At 55.2% G+C, this 18249-nt stretch carries 23 protein-coding genes; 11 read left to right on the top strand and 12 right to left on the bottom strand.

The features are described from left to right. Window positions 1-57: 57 nt before the first annotated feature. Window positions 58-1155 carry a cell division protein ZapE gene (zapE, locus tag ATI45_RS09190; protein ID WP_179888252.1) on the bottom strand — a complete coding sequence of 366 codons (1098 nt, stop codon included), beginning with the start codon at window positions 1153-1155 and terminating at the stop codon, window positions 58-60. Window positions 1156-1383: 228 nt separating this feature from the next. Here zapE and ATI45_RS09195 point away from each other — a divergent pair, with 228 nt between their 5' ends. After that, window positions 1384-1830 carry a YhcB family protein gene (locus tag ATI45_RS09195; RefSeq protein ID WP_098419223.1) on the top strand — a complete coding sequence of 149 codons (447 nt, stop codon included), beginning with the start codon at window positions 1384-1386 and terminating at the stop codon, window positions 1828-1830. Between the two features lie 12 nt (window positions 1831-1842). On the opposite strand, the gene ATI45_RS09200 is transcribed toward ATI45_RS09195, so the two are convergent. The 11 genes from ATI45_RS09200 to ATI45_RS09250 form a co-directional block, all read right to left on the bottom strand. Then, window positions 1843-2586: a Nif3-like dinuclear metal center hexameric protein gene (locus ATI45_RS09200; RefSeq protein ID WP_098419224.1), complete on the bottom strand. Its 744-nt coding sequence runs from the start codon at window positions 2584-2586 to the stop codon at window positions 1843-1845. Window positions 2587-2607: 21 nt separating this feature from the next. Beyond that, complete coding sequence (hisC, locus tag ATI45_RS09205) at window positions 2608-3672, bottom strand: histidinol-phosphate transaminase (RefSeq protein WP_098419225.1); 1065 nt, start codon at window positions 3670-3672, stop codon at window positions 2608-2610. A 39-nt stretch (window positions 3673-3711) separates the two neighbouring features. Next, window positions 3712-5019, bottom strand: coding sequence for a histidinol dehydrogenase (hisD, locus tag ATI45_RS09210; protein ID WP_098419226.1), 1308 nt, complete (start codon window positions 5017-5019; stop codon window positions 3712-3714). 279 nt (window positions 5020-5298) lie between these two features. Further along, window positions 5299-5937: an ATP phosphoribosyltransferase gene (hisG, locus tag ATI45_RS09215; protein WP_098419227.1), complete on the bottom strand. Its 639-nt coding sequence runs from the start codon at window positions 5935-5937 to the stop codon at window positions 5299-5301. A gap of 41 nt (window positions 5938-5978) precedes the next feature. Beyond that, window positions 5979-7241 carry a UDP-N-acetylglucosamine 1-carboxyvinyltransferase gene (gene murA / locus ATI45_RS09220; RefSeq protein ID WP_098419228.1) on the bottom strand — a complete coding sequence of 421 codons (1263 nt, stop codon included), beginning with the start codon at window positions 7239-7241 and terminating at the stop codon, window positions 5979-5981. A gap of 30 nt (window positions 7242-7271) precedes the next feature. After that, window positions 7272-7514: a BolA family protein gene (locus ATI45_RS09225; protein WP_098419229.1), complete on the bottom strand. Its 243-nt coding sequence runs from the start codon at window positions 7512-7514 to the stop codon at window positions 7272-7274. Between the two features lie 118 nt (window positions 7515-7632). Next, window positions 7633-7974: an STAS domain-containing protein gene (locus ATI45_RS09230; RefSeq protein WP_098419230.1), complete on the bottom strand. Its 342-nt coding sequence runs from the start codon at window positions 7972-7974 to the stop codon at window positions 7633-7635. Then, complete coding sequence (locus ATI45_RS09235) at window positions 7974-8636, bottom strand: MlaC/ttg2D family ABC transporter substrate-binding protein (RefSeq protein WP_098419231.1); 663 nt, start codon at window positions 8634-8636, stop codon at window positions 7974-7976. The genes ATI45_RS09230 and ATI45_RS09235 overlap by 1 nt, the downstream gene beginning before the upstream one ends. A gap of 36 nt (window positions 8637-8672) precedes the next feature. Then, window positions 8673-9122 carry an outer membrane lipid asymmetry maintenance protein MlaD gene (gene mlaD, locus ATI45_RS09240; protein WP_098419232.1) on the bottom strand — a complete coding sequence of 150 codons (450 nt, stop codon included), beginning with the start codon at window positions 9120-9122 and terminating at the stop codon, window positions 8673-8675. A gap of 27 nt (window positions 9123-9149) precedes the next feature. Further along, window positions 9150-9932, bottom strand: coding sequence for a lipid asymmetry maintenance ABC transporter permease subunit MlaE (gene mlaE, locus ATI45_RS09245; RefSeq protein WP_098419233.1), 783 nt, complete (start codon window positions 9930-9932; stop codon window positions 9150-9152). Next, window positions 9929-10738, bottom strand: a complete 810-nt coding sequence (locus tag ATI45_RS09250) for an ABC transporter ATP-binding protein (protein ID WP_098419234.1) — start codon at window positions 10736-10738, stop codon at window positions 9929-9931. The genes mlaE and ATI45_RS09250 overlap by 4 nt, the downstream gene beginning before the upstream one ends. Before the next feature lie 233 nt (window positions 10739-10971). Between ATI45_RS09250 and ATI45_RS09255 the strand changes: the two genes are divergently transcribed. The 10 genes from ATI45_RS09255 to ATI45_RS09300 all read left to right on the top strand — a co-directional run bounded on the left by ATI45_RS09255 (window position 10972) and on the right by ATI45_RS09300 (window position 18237). After that, on the top strand, window positions 10972-11952 hold the full coding sequence (locus ATI45_RS09255) for a KpsF/GutQ family sugar-phosphate isomerase (RefSeq protein WP_098419235.1): 981 nt from the start codon (window positions 10972-10974) through the stop codon (window positions 11950-11952). Next, entirely contained in the window at window positions 11952-12560 is a 609-nt protein-coding gene (locus ATI45_RS09260) for a KdsC family phosphatase (RefSeq protein ID WP_098419236.1), read from the top strand. The genes ATI45_RS09255 and ATI45_RS09260 overlap by 1 nt, the downstream gene beginning before the upstream one ends. After that, entirely contained in the window at window positions 12557-13174 is a 618-nt protein-coding gene (gene lptC, locus ATI45_RS09265) for an LPS export ABC transporter periplasmic protein LptC (protein ID WP_098419237.1), read from the top strand. The genes ATI45_RS09260 and lptC overlap by 4 nt, the downstream gene beginning before the upstream one ends. Continuing rightward, complete coding sequence (gene lptA / locus ATI45_RS09270; RefSeq protein WP_098419238.1) at window positions 13158-13733, top strand: lipopolysaccharide transport periplasmic protein LptA; 576 nt, start codon at window positions 13158-13160, stop codon at window positions 13731-13733. The genes lptC and lptA overlap by 17 nt, the downstream gene beginning before the upstream one ends. Then, on the top strand, window positions 13711-14436 hold the full coding sequence (gene lptB, locus ATI45_RS09275; RefSeq protein WP_098419239.1) for an LPS export ABC transporter ATP-binding protein: 726 nt from the start codon (window positions 13711-13713) through the stop codon (window positions 14434-14436). The genes lptA and lptB overlap by 23 nt, the downstream gene beginning before the upstream one ends. A gap of 169 nt (window positions 14437-14605) precedes the next feature. Next, a complete protein-coding gene (locus ATI45_RS09280) occupies window positions 14606-16138 on the top strand; it encodes an RNA polymerase factor sigma-54 (RefSeq protein WP_179888402.1) in 1533 nt (510 codons plus the stop codon). Window positions 16139-16181: 43 nt separating this feature from the next. Next, on the top strand, window positions 16182-16481 hold the full coding sequence (gene hpf, locus ATI45_RS09285; RefSeq protein WP_098419240.1) for a ribosome hibernation promoting factor: 300 nt from the start codon (window positions 16182-16184) through the stop codon (window positions 16479-16481). An 84-nt stretch (window positions 16482-16565) separates the two neighbouring features. Beyond that, on the top strand, window positions 16566-17033 hold the full coding sequence (gene ptsN, locus ATI45_RS09290) for a PTS IIA-like nitrogen regulatory protein PtsN (protein ID WP_018402366.1): 468 nt from the start codon (window positions 16566-16568) through the stop codon (window positions 17031-17033). 42 nt (window positions 17034-17075) lie between these two features. Continuing rightward, window positions 17076-17960 carry an RNase adapter RapZ gene (gene rapZ / locus ATI45_RS09295; RefSeq protein WP_098419241.1) on the top strand — a complete coding sequence of 295 codons (885 nt, stop codon included), beginning with the start codon at window positions 17076-17078 and terminating at the stop codon, window positions 17958-17960. Between the two features lie 7 nt (window positions 17961-17967). After that, window positions 17968-18237 carry an HPr family phosphocarrier protein gene (locus ATI45_RS09300; protein ID WP_098419242.1) on the top strand — a complete coding sequence of 90 codons (270 nt, stop codon included), beginning with the start codon at window positions 17968-17970 and terminating at the stop codon, window positions 18235-18237. Window positions 18238-18249: the final 12 nt, after the last annotated feature.

Raw genomic sequence — 18249 nt, forward strand, 5'->3', positions numbered from 1 at the left:
TCGACGGAAGCTGGTTCGCCCAAGCTTATTTCAATGTTCAAGCCATTGCACGAAAGCTCACGGTTTATGGGGCGCAGCCAGATAGTCCTGGGACTGCATTTCGAGCAAGCGCGATTCCGTGCGCTCGAATTCGAAATTCAGCCGACCACCGGCGTATAACTCTACAATTGGCACCGCCGCCGAGATAATAACTTTTACATTACGATCGTAGAATTCGTCGATCATATTAACAAAGCGCCGCGCCTGGTCGTCTCTATCCTTGCCCAACAACGGCACGTTGCTGATGATAATAGCGTGGAACTGGCGGGCCAGCTCGATATAGTCATTCTGGCTGCGAGGACCGTCGCACACCGCCTCGAAATCGAACCACACCACATCATCGGCGTGGGCACGGGCTGGAATCTTGCGACCGTTTATTTCCATCGATTTACTATGCTTGCCTGCCTCCACCGCCAGATTCTCAAAGCTCTTGGTTAGACTGGCATCGGCTTCAGCCCCCAACGGTGAATGATAAAGCTGGGCCTGCTCCAGCGTGCGTAAGCGGTAATCTACGCCGCCATCCACATTCACCACATCGGTATGTTTTTTTACCAGCTCAATAGCCGGAAGAAAGCGCGCACGCTGCAGGCCGTCTTTGTACAAGCCGTCAGGAATAATGTTAGACGTGCACACCAGAGTAACGCCACGTTCAAACAGACCTTGCATTAAGGTTGCCAATATCATCGCGTCACCAATGTCGGACACAAAGAACTCGTCAAAACAAATAACCCGGGTTTCATCGGCAAATTTTTTGGCCACGAGCTCCAAAGGATTCTTCTGCCCCTTCAGCAGTTTAAGTTCGTTATGAACACGCTGCATAAAACGGTGAAAATGCACCCGCATTTTGCGATCGAACGGTAGAGCCTCAAAAAACGTGTCCATCAGGTAGGTTTTGCCGCGGCCAACGCCACCCCAAAAATACAGACCTGTGATCGGCTCCTTTTTGCCCTTGCCCAGCTTGCGCCGCAGTTTTGACATCTTGCTGCCGCGGGACCTTTCCGCTGCCACCAGTTTGTCGTAAAGTAACTGCAGACGCTTTACCGCATCCTCCTGCGCAGCATCACGCAGGAACTCCGGACGCTGGAGATCCTGCTGGTAGCGTTGCCAGGGTGGCATATTGATAGAACTGGCAGTGGGCATAGACGCTGTCATCAGTGGTTTCCGCGGGTTACTGGTTAATTTTGGCGCTATATTCTCGCGCAATTTGAATTTTTTCGCCATGTGGCGCCAGAGCGCGACAATAAGACGATTGGCTCAAGCTTTTGTCGTGGGCGTATGGAGTCAGTGACGTTATACTCATTACCTGTTCTACGGTTCACTATTTTTAAAAGGACAAAGCAACTTATGACAAACCTGATTATGGCAGCAGTTGCCGCCCTGGTGGTTGGCATTCTGATCGGGGTATTGCTGGGCCGCTCTACCGGGCAAGGCTCATCTTTGCGGCAGCGCCGCACCGAGCAGCAAGTTGATGAGCTACGCAACGAATACACCCGCTATCAGGCGCAGGTTAACGAGCACTTTATGGAGTCTGCCCACCTGCTGCGCCGTTTCAATGACAGCTATCGCGATGTTAATCAGCACATGGCCAAAAGCGCAACTCGCCTGTGTAACGACGACGAACTGATCCATGAGCTGGAACAGAACTCGGCCCAACGTCTGAAAGATGAGCGCAAGGAAGGTTCAGAACCGCCTCGCGACTATGCGCCAAAAGACCCTGACGGCTCTGGTACGCTGGCAGAAGATTACGGTCTGAAAGAAAAAGCCAAAGCTAAAGCCAACGCTAAAACCTGAACAAAGGCTGGTCTAAGCCGGGTTATCGCATTCGATAAACCGGTGGACCAGCCCCAACTCCTTCGCCAAAGCTTCCCCCAACGCCTGCACGCCGTATCGCTCGGTGGCGTGGTGACCAGCCGCAAAATAGTGAATCCCCCGCTCTCTGGCGGTATGTGTTGTGGGTTCTGAAATCTCTCCGCTTATGTAGGCATCCAGCCCCGCATCTGCCGCAGTATCAATAAAACCTTGGGCGCCACCGGTACACCAAGCCACGGTTTTGATCAGGTCTGGCCCGCCTTCAATATGCAAAGGTTGCCGCTGCAAACAACCTGAAATACGCTCGCCTAGCGCCTGTGGCGTTAATGCCTGGGCAAACTCACCACGCCACACCAGACCGTTCAAAGGCTCCGGGTTATCAATACCCAACACCCGGGCCAGAGTGCGGTTGTTGCCATACAGCGGGTGATCGTCCAATGGCAGGTGATAACCCACCAGATTGATCTCGTGAGTCAGCAGGGTTTTCAAACGATTGCGCTTGATGCCCACAACACGCTGGTCTTCACCTTTCCAGAAATAACCGTGGTGCACCAGAATCATGTCTGCTTTCAAGTCCACCGCCGCATCCAGCAGCGCCTGCGAGGCCGTAACACCGGTAATCACGGTGTGTATCTCGGCCTTGCCTTCCACCTGAAGCCCGTTAGGGCTGTAATCCTGAAATTTTTCGGGCGTCAGCCAGCTCTCCAGCAGCGCCATAATCTCGTTTCTATGCGCCATAATTGTGCCAGGCCTCGATAATCAGCGTGTATCACAGAGCGTTTTTAATGCCTCCAACAGAGCGTCATTCTGCGGCGCTTTAGCGATGGTGATACGCAGAAACTCGCTGATCCGCGGCTTATTGAAGTGCCGAACGATCACGCCTTGCTCGCGCAAACCGTTCGCCAAATCCACTCCAGCCCGTTGCGGGTGGCGGGCAAACACAAAGTTAGCTCTGGACGGAAGCACCTCAAAGCCCAGTTTCTGCAGACCTTCGCTAACCCGCTTACGCTCACGAATCACCCCGTTTCGGCTGTCCTGAAACCAGTCATCGTCTTCATAAGCGGCCTGTGCTCCCGCCAAAGCGAGGCGATCCAGAGGGTAGCTGTTGAAGCTGTCTTTCACCCGGTTAAGAGCCTCGATCAGTTCCGCGTTACCGGCGGCAAACCCTACCCGCAAACCCGCCAGCGAACGTGCTTTCGAGAGGGTTTGGATAACCAGCAGGTTTGGATAAAGATCAATCAGGTTGATGGCGGTTTCGCCGCCGAAGTCGATGTAGGCTTCGTCGATAACCACGACCCGATCAGGATTGGCCTTTAACACCACTGCAATTTCGGTGAGGTTCAGATAGCGGCCAGTCGGCGCATTCGGGTTCGGGAAAATAACGCCGCCGTTAGGCTGGGTATAGTCCGCAGGATCAATTGCAAACTCGTCATTCAGTGGCACCTGGCGAGCCTTGATGTCGTAAAGACCGCAATACACCGGATAAAAACTGTAGCTGATGTCTGGGTAAAGTATTGGCTGGTCCTGCTGAAACAGTGCACAAAAAACGTGCGCCAGAACTTCGTCGGAGCCGTTCCCCAGAAACACCTGGTCGGTTTTTATATCGTGGTAGGTGGCGATCGTTGCCTTCAGCGCCTGACCTTCTGGATCCGGATACAGGCGCAGGTTATCGTTAAGCTCGGCCTGAATCGCATCGATGACCTTGGGCGACGGGCCAAAGGGATTCTCGTTGGTATTGAGTTTCACCAGATTAGCGATTTTGGGCTGTTCGCCAGGGACGTAAGGCACCAAATCGTGAACCAGTGGGCTCCAGAATTTGCTCATGGGTTTTCTCCGTGGCGGTCGCCGTTGGTAACGCGGCGTCTAATCTTGTTGAATTCGGTATTCTGCCGAGCGGGCGTGGGCGGTCAAACCCTCGCCCCGGGCCAGCACAGAAGCCACTTGCCCCATACGGCTGGCACCGTCTGCGCTAAATCCGATAATAGATGAGCGCTTCTGGAAATCGTACACACCCAGAGGTGACGAAAAACGCGCGGTACCGCTGGTGGGCAGCACGTGATTCGGACCAGCGCAATAATCCCCAAGGGCCTCGGCAGTATAGCGCCCCATAAAAATAGCGCCGGCATGGCGGATGTCCGCCAGCAACGCTTGTGGGTCGGCAACGGACAATTCCAGATGCTCTGGCGCAATTCTGTTTGATACTCTCGCCGCTTCTGCCAGGTCAGCAACCTGAATCAGCGCAGCGCGATCGGCCAATGAGGTGCGGATAATTTCCGCTCGTTCCATGGTGGGCAGTAGTCGTTCAATACTGGCTTCCACCGCATCCAGAAACCCGGCGCTGGGGCTGATCAGAATCGACTGGGCCTGCTCGTCGTGCTCGGCCTGGGAAAACAGATCCATCGCAATCCAGTCCGGATCGGTCTGACCGTCACAAATCACCAGAATTTCAGACGGCCCGGCAATCATGTCGATACCTACGATGCCGAACACCTCACGCTTGGCAGTAGCGACAAAAATGTTACCCGGGCCCACAATCTTGTCCACCGCCGGCACCGTGTCAGTGCCATAAGCCAGCGCGGCCACAGCCTGAGCGCCACCAATGGTAAACACCCGATCAACGCCGGCAATCGCTGCCGCAGCCAGCACCAAGTCATTCACCACGCCATCCGGGGTCGGCACCACCATAATCACCTCACCCACCCCGGCCACTTTTGCCGGTATAGCGTTCATCAGAACCGACGACGGATAGGCCGCTTTGCCGCCGGGCACGTACAGCCCTGCCCGATCCAGCGGCGTAATCTTCTGCCCCAGCACCGTGCCGTCGGCTTCTTCATACTGCCAGGATTCCTGACTCTGGCGCTGGTGATAATCACGCACCCGGCGAGCCGCGTGCTCAAGGGCATCGCGCTGGTCCTGCGGAATGGTTTTCAAAGCATGCTGTAGCCGCTCCTGACTCACTTCCAACTCGGCCACGCTGCCAACGCTCAAGCGATCAAATTTGGCGGTAAACTCCAGAACAGCCGCATCGCCTCGTGTTTTCACCTCATGCAGAATATGACGCACCGACTCGTTCACCTGATGATCCACGCTGTCATCCCAGGCCAACAGGGCAGATAGCGCGCTGTCAAAGTCTGCATCGGAGGCGTTCAATCGCTGGATATTAACGGTCATGTGCTAAACCCTGTAGTGAATAAAAACTGAGGTTGAAACTGAAAATTAATGATTATAGGCAACTCGTGCCAAGCGCTCGTAAAGGGCTTGCAACCACTCAAAGTTCGACTAAGGGACTGTGGGGCGGCCTACCAAAACTGTGCGGAGCCATGGATGGCGGAGCCCAAGCGTCACATGGATGTGCTTGAGCGTGTTTTGGTAGGCCGCCCCGCAGGCGCTAGAGCCACCGATGCAAGGGCGCAAGCCGTTTATGGACGCAACCTCGCACGTATCCGTGAACTAACGGCGTTTTTCCACCGCAGCCGACATCATTTCGATAATGGGATTTATACGTTCGTGTTTCATTTTCATAGAGGCACGATTCACAATTAATCGGGTACTGATGTGGTCGATCAATTCCCGCGCCTCCAAACCGTTGGCTTTCAGAGTATTGCCGGTATCAACGATATCGACAATCTCATCGGCCAGACCCAGAATCGGCGCCAGCTCCATGGCGCCGTAAAGCTTGATGATGTCGGCTTGGCGGCCTTGAGCTGCATAATAGCGCCGCGCCAGATTCACAAACTTTGTAGCGACCTTCAGGCGCCCTGTTGGCACCGGACACCCTTTCGCGCCGGCGGTCATCAGGCGGCAGCGGGCGATATTCAAATCCAGCGGCTCGTAAAGGCCTTCACCGCCGTGCTCCATCAGCGTATCTTTGCCCGTCACGCCCAAATCAGCGGCACCGTATTGCACATAGGTCGGAACGTCGGTGGCTCGAAGAATAAGCACGCGCACATGGCGGTTGGTGGTAGGAAACACCAGTTTGCGGGACTTATTTACGTCGTCGATCAGCTCAATTCCGGCTTCTGCCAGCAAGGGCAAGGTTTCTTCCAGAATGCGGCCTTTCGACAAGGCAATGGTGATGGAATCTGTCATATCGTATCCGGTTTCCCGTTATCTCTTTGCTGCCGTGTTACTTAACCCGGCAAACGGCGAATGCTGGCACCCAGCAGCTGCAGTTTTTCCTCAATACACTCATAACCGCGATCGATGTGGTAAATACGATCAACCACCGTATCGCCCCTAGCTACCAGGCCGGCAATCACAAGGCTGGCAGAGGCACGCAAGTCGGTGGCCATAACCGGTGCGCCAGTCAGGTGGTCAACGCCCTTTATAATCGCCGCGTTGCCTTCCATGGTGATATCGGCACCCATGCGGATCAGTTCTTGCAAATGCATGAAGCGGTTTTCAAACACCGTTTCTATGATGGTGCCCGTGCCCTCGGCGATACAGTTCATGGCCGCAAACTGGGCCTGCATGTCGGTCGGAAAGGCAGGATAGGGCGCCGTACGAATGCTAACGGCTTTAGGCCGTTTGCCCTTCATATCCAGCTCTATCCAGTCTTTACCACTGGTAATGTGGGCCCCGGCTTCTTCCAGCTTGGATAGCACCACATCCATCAGACCTTCGCGGGTATCTTTCAGCTTTATTCTGCCACCGGTAGCAGCCGCAGCCACCAGATAGGTGCCAATTTCAATTCGGTCTGGCAGTACATGGTGGTGGCAGCCATGCAGACGTTCTACACCGTTAATCTCGATGGTCGACGTTCCATGGCCTTTGATATCGGCGCCCATGGCAATAAGGCACTCGGCCAAATCCACCACTTCTGGCTCGCAAGCAGAATTTTCCAGAATGGTTTTGCCATCAGCCAGAGTCGCTGCCATCAGCAGGTTTTCAGTACCGGTGACGGTCACCATATCCATGAAAATGTGCGCGCCTTTCAGGCGGCCATTGGTTTTGGCTTTTATGTAGCCATTTTCCAAGGAAATCTCAGCGCCCATGGCTTCCAGGCCCTGAATGTGCAGGTTTACCGGGCGGCTACCAATGGCGCAACCGCCGGGTAATGAGACCTGTGCTTCGCCAAAATGCGCCACCAACGGCCCTAACACCAGAATGGACGCGCGCATGGTTTTCACCAGCTCGTAGGGCGCATGAAAATGTTTGATGGTATTGGCGTGAATTTCCACGCTCATCTTCTCATCAATCATCAGCTCAACGCCCATACGGCCAAGCAGTTCAATCATGGTGGTGACGTCGTGCAGGTGCGGCAGGTTGCTGATGGTAACCGGTTCATCGGCCAACAGTGTCGCAGCAAGAATCGGCAAAGCCGCGTTTTTGGCGCCGGAAATGCGGATTTCACCGTCTAGCGGCCTGCCCCCGCGAATAAGAAGTTTATCCACAACAAATAGTATCCTGTATTTTGCGGGCTATCAGCCCTGGCGCGCAGCCCATTCGGCGGGAGTAAAGGCCTTTGGATGCAGAGCGTGAATGGAGCCATCCATAATCATCTGAAACAGCGCTTTGTTGATCAGCTGTTGGCGCTTGATGGTTGATAAACCTTCAAAAACGTCGCCCACTGCCACAACCATGCAATGTGAACCGTCAACCTGCACCTGAATTTCACAGTCTGGCAGCTCATTCTGCACCAGCGTGGTAATTTCGGCGACATCCATAAACACTCCTTGGATATTGAAAAATCAAGGGGCGGAATTGTAACCAATTCCTCAGCCGGGGTCAGCTTTCGCATTGGATAATCCCCATCAATGCTGGCCGCCAGCGATGCTTGTCAGGTCAATCCGCGTTTACACCCGGCCCGGCAGTGGTAAACCCTGGTAATGCGTCATTCAGATTCGCCAGCGCGGCCAGCGCCAGCAAGCGCTCACCGGGGTGGTCAAAGCGCAGGTTCAGCGAACGCTCGCTGGCGAAGCGCTGCCAACACAAAAGTACCGACAGTAAGGAACTGCTGGCGCTGGATAACCTGGCCAAATCCACGGTAATGTCGCCTTTGGCCCCGGCCAGCAGAACCTCACCGCGCTGGCGCAGGTCGGCAGCGGCCATGGCGTCGGCTTCGCCGTCAATTCTCAGAGTATTATCGCTGAAATTAAGCGTTGGCTGCGGGTTACTCGCGCTCATTATTGCTCTGCTTTTTCGTCAATGGCCTGCTCCAGATCGAGACTATTAGCCGCATCATTCCAGCCGTCGATCACCACCTGCACCTGGTCCCGGTTGGCTTCCATTTCCTGACTGAAACGATCGCGGAATGCCAGTCCGATATTCACCCCTTCCACAATTACGTTTTCCATCATCCACTGATCGTTTTTAGCGCGATACATAGAATAGGTAACCGGGTAGCGATTCCCTGTCTCAGTGATGACCTGCATATCAACAGACGCACGGTTATCGTCGCGAGGGTTGAACGTAGCGCCTAGCACCTCGATGCGGAAGTTGCGCGACTCCACCAGAGCCTGGGCATAGCTCTCAAACAAGCTGCGCTTGAACTTTTCTACAAACTGATCACGCTGTTCGGGAGATGCCTGGCGGGCGTAACGACCCATTACCCGGGCTGCAATGCGGCGGAAGTCAACAAAACCCTCCATTGTCTGGTTCATGCTGCTGTAAAACGCTTCGGAGTCGTCCTGGTATAACCCACGCTCCCGGTTGAGCTGTTCAACCATGCGTTGGGTGTTATCATTTACATAGGCTTGCAACTGTTCTTCCGTGTTAGCTTGAGCAGCCACAGCCAGCAGACTGAGCAAAACAAACAGAAAAATGGATCGATAATGCGCGACGACCATCTTGGTGTCTCCGGTTGGGTGCTTGTTGCAAAGGCCTTAGCGGCCTGAGGCAAAATTACTGATCAGCCGTTCGATATTCATCGCCGACTGGGTAGTGTAAAAGTTGTCACCCGGCTGCAGGGACTCCAAATCACCACCAATGGATATGTCAATATACTGCTCACCCAGCAGACCGGATGTGCGTATCATTGCGGCGCTGTCAGCAGGAATGTTGTTTACATCCGAGTTGATAGACAATGTTACGCGGGCCTTAAACGTGTCGCGATCCAGCTCGATAGCCTCGATCGAGCCAACCTGCACGCCCGCCATTGACACTCTACCCCTCGGCCCCAGGCCGCCCGTATCGGTAAAGTCTGCATACACGGTGTAGGTGCTGCCAGCAGCAGCCAATGACAAACCGCTGACTTGCAGCGCCAAAAACATCATGGCACCCATGCCTGCCAGCACGAACAATCCAACAATTATTTCAGTGGTTCTTTGCGCCATCACCGGCTCCTGTTAATTTCCAGATAATCAGAAATTGCCGAACATTACGGCGGTCAATATAAAGTCCAGCCCAAGCACGGCCAGCGACGAATACACCACGGTTTTTGTGGTTGCCGAGCTGATGCCGGCGGAGGTTGGCACGCAGTCATAACCTTGGTACACCGCAATCCAGGCGCACACAAAGCCAAACACCACACTTTTTATGACGCCGTTCAGCACGTCGTCACGAAAATCAACCGAAGCCTGCATGTTGCCCCAGAACGAGCCTTCGAACACGCCCAGCCATTCCACCCCCACCAGCATACCACCAAGGATGCCCACCATCGAAAACACCAGGGCCAGAATGGGCATGCTCAGAAAGCCCGCCCATAACCGCGGCGCTATCACCCGTCGCAGAGGGTCTACGCCCATCATTTCCATGCTCGAAAGCTGCTCCGTGGCCTTCATCAGGCCAATTTCTGCGGTCAACGCAGAACCGGCGCGGCCAGCGAACAGGAGCGCGGTCACCACCGGCCCCAATTCGCGCACCAGGGTCAACGCAATCATCTGGCCAATGGCCGACTCAGAGCCAAAATCGCTGAGAATCGTGTAGCCCTGCAACCCAAGTACCATGCCAATAAACAGCCCGGAAACCACCACAATGACCAGTGATAGCACCCCAACCGAATATATCTGTTTTAACAGCAGTGGTAAGCCCACCGACGGTTTTGGCACACCGACCAGCACACCAAACAAAAACTGACTGGCTCGCCCGAAAGACGCCAGAAAATCCAGCGTGTTTTTGCCCAGGCGGGCAATCGCATCCATCATTGCTTTGCTCCCAGCCCGAAATCGACGGCTCGTTCTGGCGCCGGATAGTGAAAAGGTACGGGCCCGTCGGGTTTGCCCTGCAAGAACTGCTGCACCTTGTCTGATGAGTGCTCACGCAGCTGCTCTGGCGTGCCCGCGCCGATCACCTTGCCGTCGGAAAGAATACAGGCGTAGTGACAAATACTGAGAGATTCCGGTACGTCGTGAGACACCAGCACGCTGGTCAGACCCATGGCACTGTTCAGCTGTCGAATAAGCTTCACCACCACGCCCATAGCAATGGGGTCCTGGCCGGCGAAAGGCTCGTCGTACATAATCAACTCCGGGTCCAGCACAATGCTGCGCGCCAGGGCCACTCGCCGCGTCATGCCGCCGGACAGCTCTGCGGGCATCAGGTCGCGCGCGCCGCGCAGGCCCACGGCTTCCAGCTTCATCAAAACGATGTCACGAATCATGTCTTCCGGCAGTTTGGTGTGTACCCGCAACGGGAAGGCCACATTCTCGTACACGCTCACATCGGTAAACAGGGCCCCGCTTTGGAACAGCATGCCCATCTTTTTCCGCAGCTGATAGAGCGCACCGCGCCGCAGCTTGGGTATGTCGTGACCGTCAACCAGAACCGAGCCAGACTCGGGCTTCAGCTGTCCGCCAATCAAACGCAACAATGTTGTTTTCCCGGTGCCACTAGGGCCCATGATCGCAGTGATCTTGCCACGAGGAATCTGCAAACTGAGGCCATCAAAAATACGCCGCCCAGACCGCGAAAAAACCACGTTTTCCAAGGAAATATAAGCAGCTTCTGCCATAACCCACCCCTTAAAAGAGCCGCTACATTATGCCAAGACGCACTCAAGCTCAATCCGCTATGGCTAAAATGTAACCTTGCGAACTTGCCGCAGCCGCGGTTTTGTCCCATTCCGAGACAGCCGCCGGCTGTCCAATGTTATACTCTATGACGACAGCCCCAGCGGCTCTCCATGACTGCCCGAGCGGCGACATTTCGGCCATCAGCCGAATTAGGACCAAGAAAAGGAACAGGATGACAGATCCAGTGCCAAAGGATTTCCGAGAATCCGCGCTCAACACCATCCGCATCGAGCGCGACGCCATTACCAGCCTTGAACAGCGCATTGGTGAATCATTCATCTGTGCCTGCAAGGCCATCATGGCTTGCCGCGGCCGCGTTGTGGTGACCGGTATGGGCAAATCGGGTCACATCGGAAACAAAATTGCCGCGACTCTGGCCAGTACCGGCACACCGGCTTTTTTTGTTCATCCCGGTGAGGCCAGCCACGGTGATCTGGGCATGATCACCAGCCAGGACGTGGTGATCGCCATCTCCAACAGCGGCAATACCAACGAAGTCGTCACCCTGCTACCCCTGTTGAAACGCATGGGTACACCGCTGATCAGCATGACCGGTAATCCGCAATCGGTGCTGGCACAGGAGGCACTGGCCAATCTGGACGTTAGCGTACTGAAAGAAGCCTGCCCGTTAGGCCTGGCACCCACATCCAGTACCACCGCCACATTGGTGATGGGCGATGCTTTAGCCGTTGCCTTGTTGGAAGCAAGAGGCTTTAGTGCCGAAGACTTTGCGTTTTCGCACCCGGGAGGGCGCCTGGGCCGCCGTTTGCTATTGCGAGTACTGGACATCATGCACAGTGGCGATAGTGTTCCGGTCGTCACTGAAGGCACGACCCTTAGCGGCGCGCTGCTGGAAATTTCCCGCAAGGGTCTGGGCATGACCACTGTGGTGGACAGTAACGGCGCCCTGATAGGTGTATTCACTGACGGCGACCTGCGCCGCAGCCTGGATAAAAACGTAGACGTACACACCACCGCAATAGAACAACTGATGACCCGTAACGGCAAAACCATCCGCGCCGACCAACTGGCGGCGGAAGCTCTGAATATTATGGAAGAAATGAAAATCAGCGCCCTGCCAGTAGTCAATGAACAGGGTGAGCTGGTGGGAGCCTTGAACATGCACGACCTACTGCGTGCTGGAGTCATTTAATGGACACTTCGATTGTCGGCAACACTCATGGCCGCCCGCAATGGCCGACCAGTGTGCTCGCCAAGGCAGCCAACATTCGCCTGATTGCTCTGGATGTGGATGGCATTATGAGCGATGGCAAGGTTTACTTCAGTGCCAGCGGTGACGAGCTAAAAGCCTTCAACATTCTCGACGGGCTCGGACTCAAACAACTGATGGCCGCAGGCATTACGGTTGCTGTCATTACCGGAAGGCGCTCACCACTGACCGAAAAACGCATGACCGACCTGGGCATTCCTCACCTGTTGCAAGGCCGCGAAGACAAACGCACCGCACTGCTGGAAATTGTCGATCTGCTGGGTATCCCGGCCAGTGATATTGCATATATGGGCGACGATTTGCCTGATTTACCAGCGCTTCGCTACGCCGGCCTGGGCATTACTGTGCCTAACGGTTATTGGTTGCTACAGGAGCACGCCGATTTCTGCACCCGCAGTCGCGGCGGTGAAGGCGCCGTGCGCGAAGCCTGCGACCTGATTCTTGCGGCCCAAGGCAAGCTCGACACGGCCCTCGCGCCCTACCTTGAAACCCGCCTTGAGCCCTCCTGCGACTTGGAAAGCCGGCTATGAGCTTTGGTAAAGGCGGCAGCCTGCTTGTTGCGCTGTTACCGGAACAACGCCCCAGGTGGCGAACGGTTGCCCTTTTGGCCACGGTCATTGCCACCGTTGCCCTGCTGTGGCACAGCGACAACGAACTGCCGATGCCAACGCAAGATAGCGAACTGCGCGGTGATAGCGAGCCCGACAGTTTTGTGGTGGATGCCCTGTACACCTCGTACGACGAACAAGGCACCATCAAGATCCAGTTTGTCAGCCCCCGCATTGAACAATTCGAGACCACCGACTACGCCATTATGGCCGAGCCACAAGCCACGATCCAAGGCCAGCCCGGTTCAGAACCCTGGCAGCTCACCGCCAAACACGGCAAACTGCGCGATGGCAACAGTCTGCTGGAGCTTGAGGGTGATGTGCGCATTGTCCGACAGATTGGCGAGCGCAGCGCCATCTTGACCACCACCACATTAACGCTGGATAACCGCACCAATATGGCGTACACCGATGCTCCCGTCGAAATCGTTGACGCCACCGGAACTACCAACGCCACGGGTATGAAAGCCTGGCTCAATGAACGTATTCTGGAACTAGATTCCCAGGTAAAAGGACGCTATGAAACTGGCAACTGAACGTAACACCCCCTTTTGGCGTCGCGTGCGAGGCCGGGGCATGAGCCTCGGGCTGGCAGGCCTGCTCGTCAGCACGCCGGGCCTGGCGTTTGATCTTGATTCCAACATTCCCATCAACGTGGCCGCCAATTCAGCACGGCTGGATGACGCCAAAGGCGTGGCAACCTACACCGGCGATGTTGAACTGGTGCAAGGGGACACCAGGCTGTTTGCTCAAGAGGTGGTGCTCTACCGCGACATAAACGGGCTTAACCGCATTGAAGCCACCGGTACCCCGGCCCACTACGTTCAGCCCACAGCCAACGGAAAAGGGGAAACCGACGCAAAAGCCCTCTCCATAACCTGGTCTGCTGCCGAGAAGCAGCTGACCTTTGAACGCGACGCAGTGATCAGGCAAACTGGCAATATTTTTCGCGGTGAGCTGATTCTTTACGACACCGTGAACCGCGTCGTCACTGCCCAAGGCAGTACCGAAGCAGGCTCCGGGTCAGGCCGGGTAGAAATGACGATCCAGCCGCGCAGCACACAGGAATCCGATGGCCGTTCTCAGAGCCAGTAATCTGGCAAAAAGCTACAAACAGAAAAAAGTGGTGATTGACGTCTCGCTGGAAATTCGCAGCGGCGAAATCGTAGGACTGCTGGGCCCTAACGGTGCCGGCAAAACCACCTGCTTTTATATGATTGTCGGGCTGGTGCAGGCTGACCGCGGCCGCATTACGATCGATAACCAGGACATCACTCCGCTGCCCATGCACGGCCGGGCACGAAAAGGCATTGGCTACCTGCCCCAGGAAGCCTCGGTGTTCCGCAAGCTCAGCGTGCGCGACAACATCATGGCCATTCTGGAAACCCGAAAAAGTATGAAGCGGGCCGAGCGCGAGGCAAAACTGGAGGAACTGCTAGCTGAGTTTCACATCAATCACATCCGCGACAGTTTGGGAATGGCGCTGTCTGGGGGGGAGCGTCGCCGGGTTGAAATTGCTCGCGCTCTGGCTATGGAGCCCGCGTTTATCCTGCTGGACGAACCCTTCGCCGGGGTAGACCCAATATCGGTGAGCGACATCAAGCAAATCATTCGCCATCTGCGAGACAAAGGCATAGGCGTACTGATCACCGACCACAACGTGCGCGACACCCTGGACATCTGCGAAAACGCTTATATTGTATCCGGCGGCCATATTATTGCCTCCGGCAGCTCCGCCGAAATTTTTGCCAATCAACAGGTAAAAGAAGTCTATCTGGGCAATGAATTCCGGCTGTAATAGATCCTCAAAGTGTGCATACCGTGACATCGTAAAAGGTGAATCGGTTGATTCCCCGGCGAACTCTAGTAGACTCGGCAGAGAACTTGCTTGTGAACGCAAACCCCGGTTAGCCAACTTTTTTTTGCGGCTGCCACGCGCCAACCGATCGAGTAATGGACTTCCAAGAATGGTGATGAAAGCTTCTTTGCAGCTCAAGCTGGGCCAGAGCCTGACCATGACGCCCCAGCTCCAGCAGGCAATTCGCCTGCTACAGCTTTCCACCCTCGACTTGCAGCAGGAAATCCAGCAGGCACTGGAGTCCAATCCCATGCTGGAAGCACCGGAAGACGACGATCACGGCGATGAGGAACCTACGCACGCCGACACTAACAACGATCAAAATTCGGACGCCAGCGCAGCAGAGACCTCTCCAGACACCAGCAAAGACTGGGACGAAAACGAAAACGGTCCCGACTGGGCCAGCGAAAACGAAATCCCCGATACCCTGCCAGACGACCTACCGGTAGATACCGCCTGGGACGACGTATACCAGTCGGCGCCGGCACCGGCCAGCAGCAATGGCGACGATAACGACTACGATTTTGAAACCCGCAACTCGCCTACTGAAACCCTGCGCGATCACCTGGAGTGGCAGCTCAACCTGACCACCATGACCGACCGCGACCGCGCCGTTGCTCATACCCTGATGGACGCCGTTGACGAGCGTGGCTACCTGACCAGCTCGCTGGCCGAGATTTATACCGGCCTGCAGGACGAGCACGACGACGACCCGCTGGAACTGGATGAACTGAAAGCGGTACTCAGGCGCCTGCAGTTTTTTGACCCCCCCGGTGTGTTTGGTCGTGACCTGCAGGAATGCCTGCTGATCCAGCTGAACCAGATGCCGCCAGACACCCCTTGGGTTGCTCAGGCGCGCATGGTGATCACCCACTACATCAGCCTGCTGGGTAACCGTGACTACGCCCAACTGCTGCGCCGTAGCCGCCTGAAAGAAGACCAGCTAAAACACGTACTGGCGCTGATTACCAGCTTGAACCCGCGCCCCGGTGATGTGATTGACCGGACCGAACCGGACTACGTCATTCCAGACGTCATTGTGTACAAGCGCAACGATCGCTGGCGGGTAGAGCTGAATCCAGAAATTGCACCGCGCATTCGCGTCAATGCCAGCTATGCTTCATTGATAAAGCGCGCCGATAGCAGCGCTGACAACACCTACATGCGCGATCAGTTACAAGAGGCTAAATGGTTCATCAAAAGCTTGCAGAGCCGCAACGAAACGCTGCTGAAAGTGGCTACCCGTATTGTGGAATATCAACAGGGATTTCTGGACCAGGGTGAAGAAGCCATGAAACCGTTGATCCTCTCGGAAATCGCCCAAGCCGTAGAAATGCATGAATCTACCATCTCCCGGGTGACCACCCAGAAGTTCATGCACACACCTCGCGGCATTTTTGAGCTCAAATATTTTTTCTCCAGCCATGTCAGCACCGACGCTGGCGGAGAATGTTCCTCAACCGCTATCCGCGCCATGATAAAAAAACTGATAGCAGTCGAAACCTCCAAAAAACCGTTGAGCGACAGCAAGATTGCGGCCATGCTTGGGGAACAGGGAATCCAAGTGGCACGGCGTACCGTGGCCAAATACCGGGAGGCACTGCAAATACCTCCCTCTAATGAAAGAAAGCGACTGGTGTAGCAGCGCCAATGTAACAACACCGATGCAATAGCAGGAGAAGCCTATGCAACTCAACATTTCAGGCCATCATGTAGAACTGACCGAAGCACTCAAAGATTACGTGAACGAAAAGTTCCAGCGCCTGGAGCGCCACTTCGACCAGATTAGCAACACCAATGTGATTCTGCAGGTGGAAAAATTGCGCCAGATAGCCGAAGCTACCGTAAATATCAGCGGTGGCGAATTGCACGCCAAGGCCGAAACCGAAGATATGTACGCAGCGATTGACGCTCTGGTGGACAAACTGGACCGCCAGATCCTCAAGCACAAAGAAAAGCAAGTGTCCCGGATGCATGGTAACTAACACCGGACACAACGCGTAAACGCTTCACGCGCTGCGGCATGACACCATGCTGCAGCCTTTTTTTAATGGAAGTGCCGTCGACCCATGAGCGAGACATCCCTGACCATAGAAACCATCCTTGCCCCGGAACTGACACTTTGCAACGTACCAGCGTCCAGCAAGAAAAGGGTTCTTGAGTTTATTGCAGAGCAGATTCACCTGCATAACGCCACCTTGGGCGACACTCAGATATTCAGCAATCTGATTGCCCGCGAGCGCCTGGGTTCCACCGGAATCGGCCAGGGCATCGCCATCCCCCACTGCCGCCTGGAAGGCCTGGAGCACGTTATTGGCCTGCTGATCACTCTCAGCGAAAGCGTGGATTTCGATGCCATTGACAACCAGCCGGTAGATTTGGTTTTTGCCCTGGTTGTGCCAAAAGAAGCCACCAGCGAGCACCTTGAGCTGCTTAGCCAGCTTGCAGAAAAGTTCAACGATCGGGCTTTTTGCGACCGCCTGCGCCAATCGGAAGATGCCATTACCCTATTTCAGCGCATGACCTCCGGACGCTGATCTGTCCTACTCCGACCGTTCGCACCTAAAGAGTTATTAACGATGAAACTGATTATTGTCAGCGGCCGTTCCGGATCGGGTAAAAGTACGGCGTTGCACGTACTTGAAGACCTAGGTTTTTACTGCATCGACAATTTACCCATTGGCTTGCTGTTCCCGCTGACCAAAGAAACGGCCGCACAAGAGCCGGCCGGCCGCTTGCAAAAAATGGCAGTAAGTATAGACGCGCGCAACCTGTCCGGTGAGCTTGCCAATTTCGAAGATATTCACGGACGCCTGAAGGACACCGGCGTCAGCGCTGAAATCATATTTCTGGACGCCGACGAGCAATCTTTGCTGCAACGCTTTCATGCTACCCGACGAAAGCATCCTCTGAGCGACGATCAGACGTCACTGCGCGAAGCCATCAGCTCGGAAAAAAAACTGCTGGAACCCTTGTCGAACCTGGCTGACCTGTACATCAACACCACTGGCATGGGCATGTACGAGTTGCGGGACATGGTCAAACAGCGGGTGGTCGGCCGCAAAGATCAGGAACTGGCGCTGCTGTTCCAGTCGTTTGGCTTCAAGCACGGCGTACCGGTTGATTCAGACTACGTATTTGACGTGCGTTGCCTGCCTAACCCCCACTGGGACACCTCTCTGCGCAAGTTCACCGGCATGGACCAGCCGGTGATCGAGTTTTTGGAAAACGAACCCATGAGCGCAAAAATGGTTCAGGAAATCATCGCTTTTCTGACCTCGTGGCTACCGGCATTTGCCGACAGCAACCGCAGCTATATGACCATATCCATTGGCTGTACTGGCGGCCAGCACCGCTCGGTTTACGTCTGCGAGCAGATAGGTGCCCACTTCCGCCAGCACAGCAACAACGTGCAAGTGCGTCACTCCGAACTGTTACACCTGAAAACCGTACAGGACGCCTGATTCAACCATGATCCGACGCCATCTGTTTATCATCAACAAACTGGGCCTGCACGCCCGCGCAACGGCCAAACTGGTGGCCACAGCGTCTGCTCACCAAAGCAAAGTCAGAATCGCCGGTAAAGGCCGTGAAGTAGACGCCAAAAACATCATGCAGGTGATGATGCTCGCCGCCAGCCAGGGCACCGAAGTAGAACTGATTGCCGACGGTGAAGACGAGCAACAGGCCATCATTGCGTTGACAGAACTGATCAACGATTACTTTGGCGAGGGCGAATAGTCGCTCACGCAG

Origin of the sequence: Marinobacter sp. LV10MA510-1 (assembly GCF_002563885.1) — a bacterium.
Lineage (GTDB): Bacteria > Pseudomonadota > Gammaproteobacteria > Pseudomonadales > Oleiphilaceae > Marinobacter.

What these genes read in the sequence shown, in the direction of transcription:
- ATI45_RS09250 (WP_098419234.1), bottom strand. Translation starts at nt 10,738, where the DNA reads ATGGCAGAAGCTGCTTATATTTCCTTGGAAAACGTGGTTTTTTCGCGG.
- rapZ (WP_098419241.1), top strand. Translation starts at nt 17,076, where the DNA reads ATGAAACTGATTATTGTCAGCGGCCGTTCCGGATCGGGTAAAAGTACG.
- ATI45_RS09260 (WP_098419236.1), top strand. Translation starts at nt 11,952, where the DNA reads ATGGACACTTCGATTGTCGGCAACACTCATGGCCGCCCGCAATGGCCG.
- hpf (WP_098419240.1), top strand. Translation starts at nt 16,182, where the DNA reads ATGCAACTCAACATTTCAGGCCATCATGTAGAACTGACCGAAGCACTC.
- hisC (WP_098419225.1), bottom strand. Translation starts at nt 3,672, where the DNA reads ATGAGCAAATTCTGGAGCCCACTGGTTCACGATTTGGTGCCTTACGTC.
- hisG (WP_098419227.1), bottom strand. Translation starts at nt 5,937, where the DNA reads ATGACAGATTCCATCACCATTGCCTTGTCGAAAGGCCGCATTCTGGAA.
- lptB (WP_098419239.1), top strand. Translation starts at nt 13,711, where the DNA reads ATGGCCGTTCTCAGAGCCAGTAATCTGGCAAAAAGCTACAAACAGAAA.
- lptC (WP_098419237.1), top strand. Translation starts at nt 12,557, where the DNA reads ATGAGCTTTGGTAAAGGCGGCAGCCTGCTTGTTGCGCTGTTACCGGAA.
- hisD (WP_098419226.1), bottom strand. Translation starts at nt 5,019, where the DNA reads ATGACCGTTAATATCCAGCGATTGAACGCCTCCGATGCAGACTTTGAC.
- ATI45_RS09300 (WP_098419242.1), top strand. Translation starts at nt 17,968, where the DNA reads ATGATCCGACGCCATCTGTTTATCATCAACAAACTGGGCCTGCACGCC.
- ATI45_RS09230 (WP_098419230.1), bottom strand. Translation starts at nt 7,974, where the DNA reads ATGAGCGCGAGTAACCCGCAGCCAACGCTTAATTTCAGCGATAATACT.
- zapE (WP_179888252.1), bottom strand. Translation starts at nt 1,155, where the DNA reads ATGCCACCCTGGCAACGCTACCAGCAGGATCTCCAGCGTCCGGAGTTC.
- mlaD (WP_098419232.1), bottom strand. Translation starts at nt 9,122, where the DNA reads ATGGCGCAAAGAACCACTGAAATAATTGTTGGATTGTTCGTGCTGGCA.
- lptA (WP_098419238.1), top strand. Translation starts at nt 13,158, where the DNA reads ATGAAACTGGCAACTGAACGTAACACCCCCTTTTGGCGTCGCGTGCGA.
- mlaE (WP_098419233.1), bottom strand. Translation starts at nt 9,932, where the DNA reads ATGATGGATGCGATTGCCCGCCTGGGCAAAAACACGCTGGATTTTCTG.
- ptsN (WP_018402366.1), top strand. Translation starts at nt 16,566, where the DNA reads ATGAGCGAGACATCCCTGACCATAGAAACCATCCTTGCCCCGGAACTG.
- ATI45_RS09200 (WP_098419224.1), bottom strand. Translation starts at nt 2,586, where the DNA reads ATGGCGCATAGAAACGAGATTATGGCGCTGCTGGAGAGCTGGCTGACG.
- ATI45_RS09255 (WP_098419235.1), top strand. Translation starts at nt 10,972, where the DNA reads ATGACAGATCCAGTGCCAAAGGATTTCCGAGAATCCGCGCTCAACACC.
- ATI45_RS09235 (WP_098419231.1), bottom strand. Translation starts at nt 8,636, where the DNA reads ATGGTCGTCGCGCATTATCGATCCATTTTTCTGTTTGTTTTGCTCAGT.
- ATI45_RS09195 (WP_098419223.1), top strand. Translation starts at nt 1,384, where the DNA reads ATGACAAACCTGATTATGGCAGCAGTTGCCGCCCTGGTGGTTGGCATT.
- ATI45_RS09280 (WP_179888402.1), top strand. Translation starts at nt 14,606, where the DNA reads ATGGTGATGAAAGCTTCTTTGCAGCTCAAGCTGGGCCAGAGCCTGACC.
- ATI45_RS09225 (WP_098419229.1), bottom strand. Translation starts at nt 7,514, where the DNA reads ATGGATGTCGCCGAAATTACCACGCTGGTGCAGAATGAGCTGCCAGAC.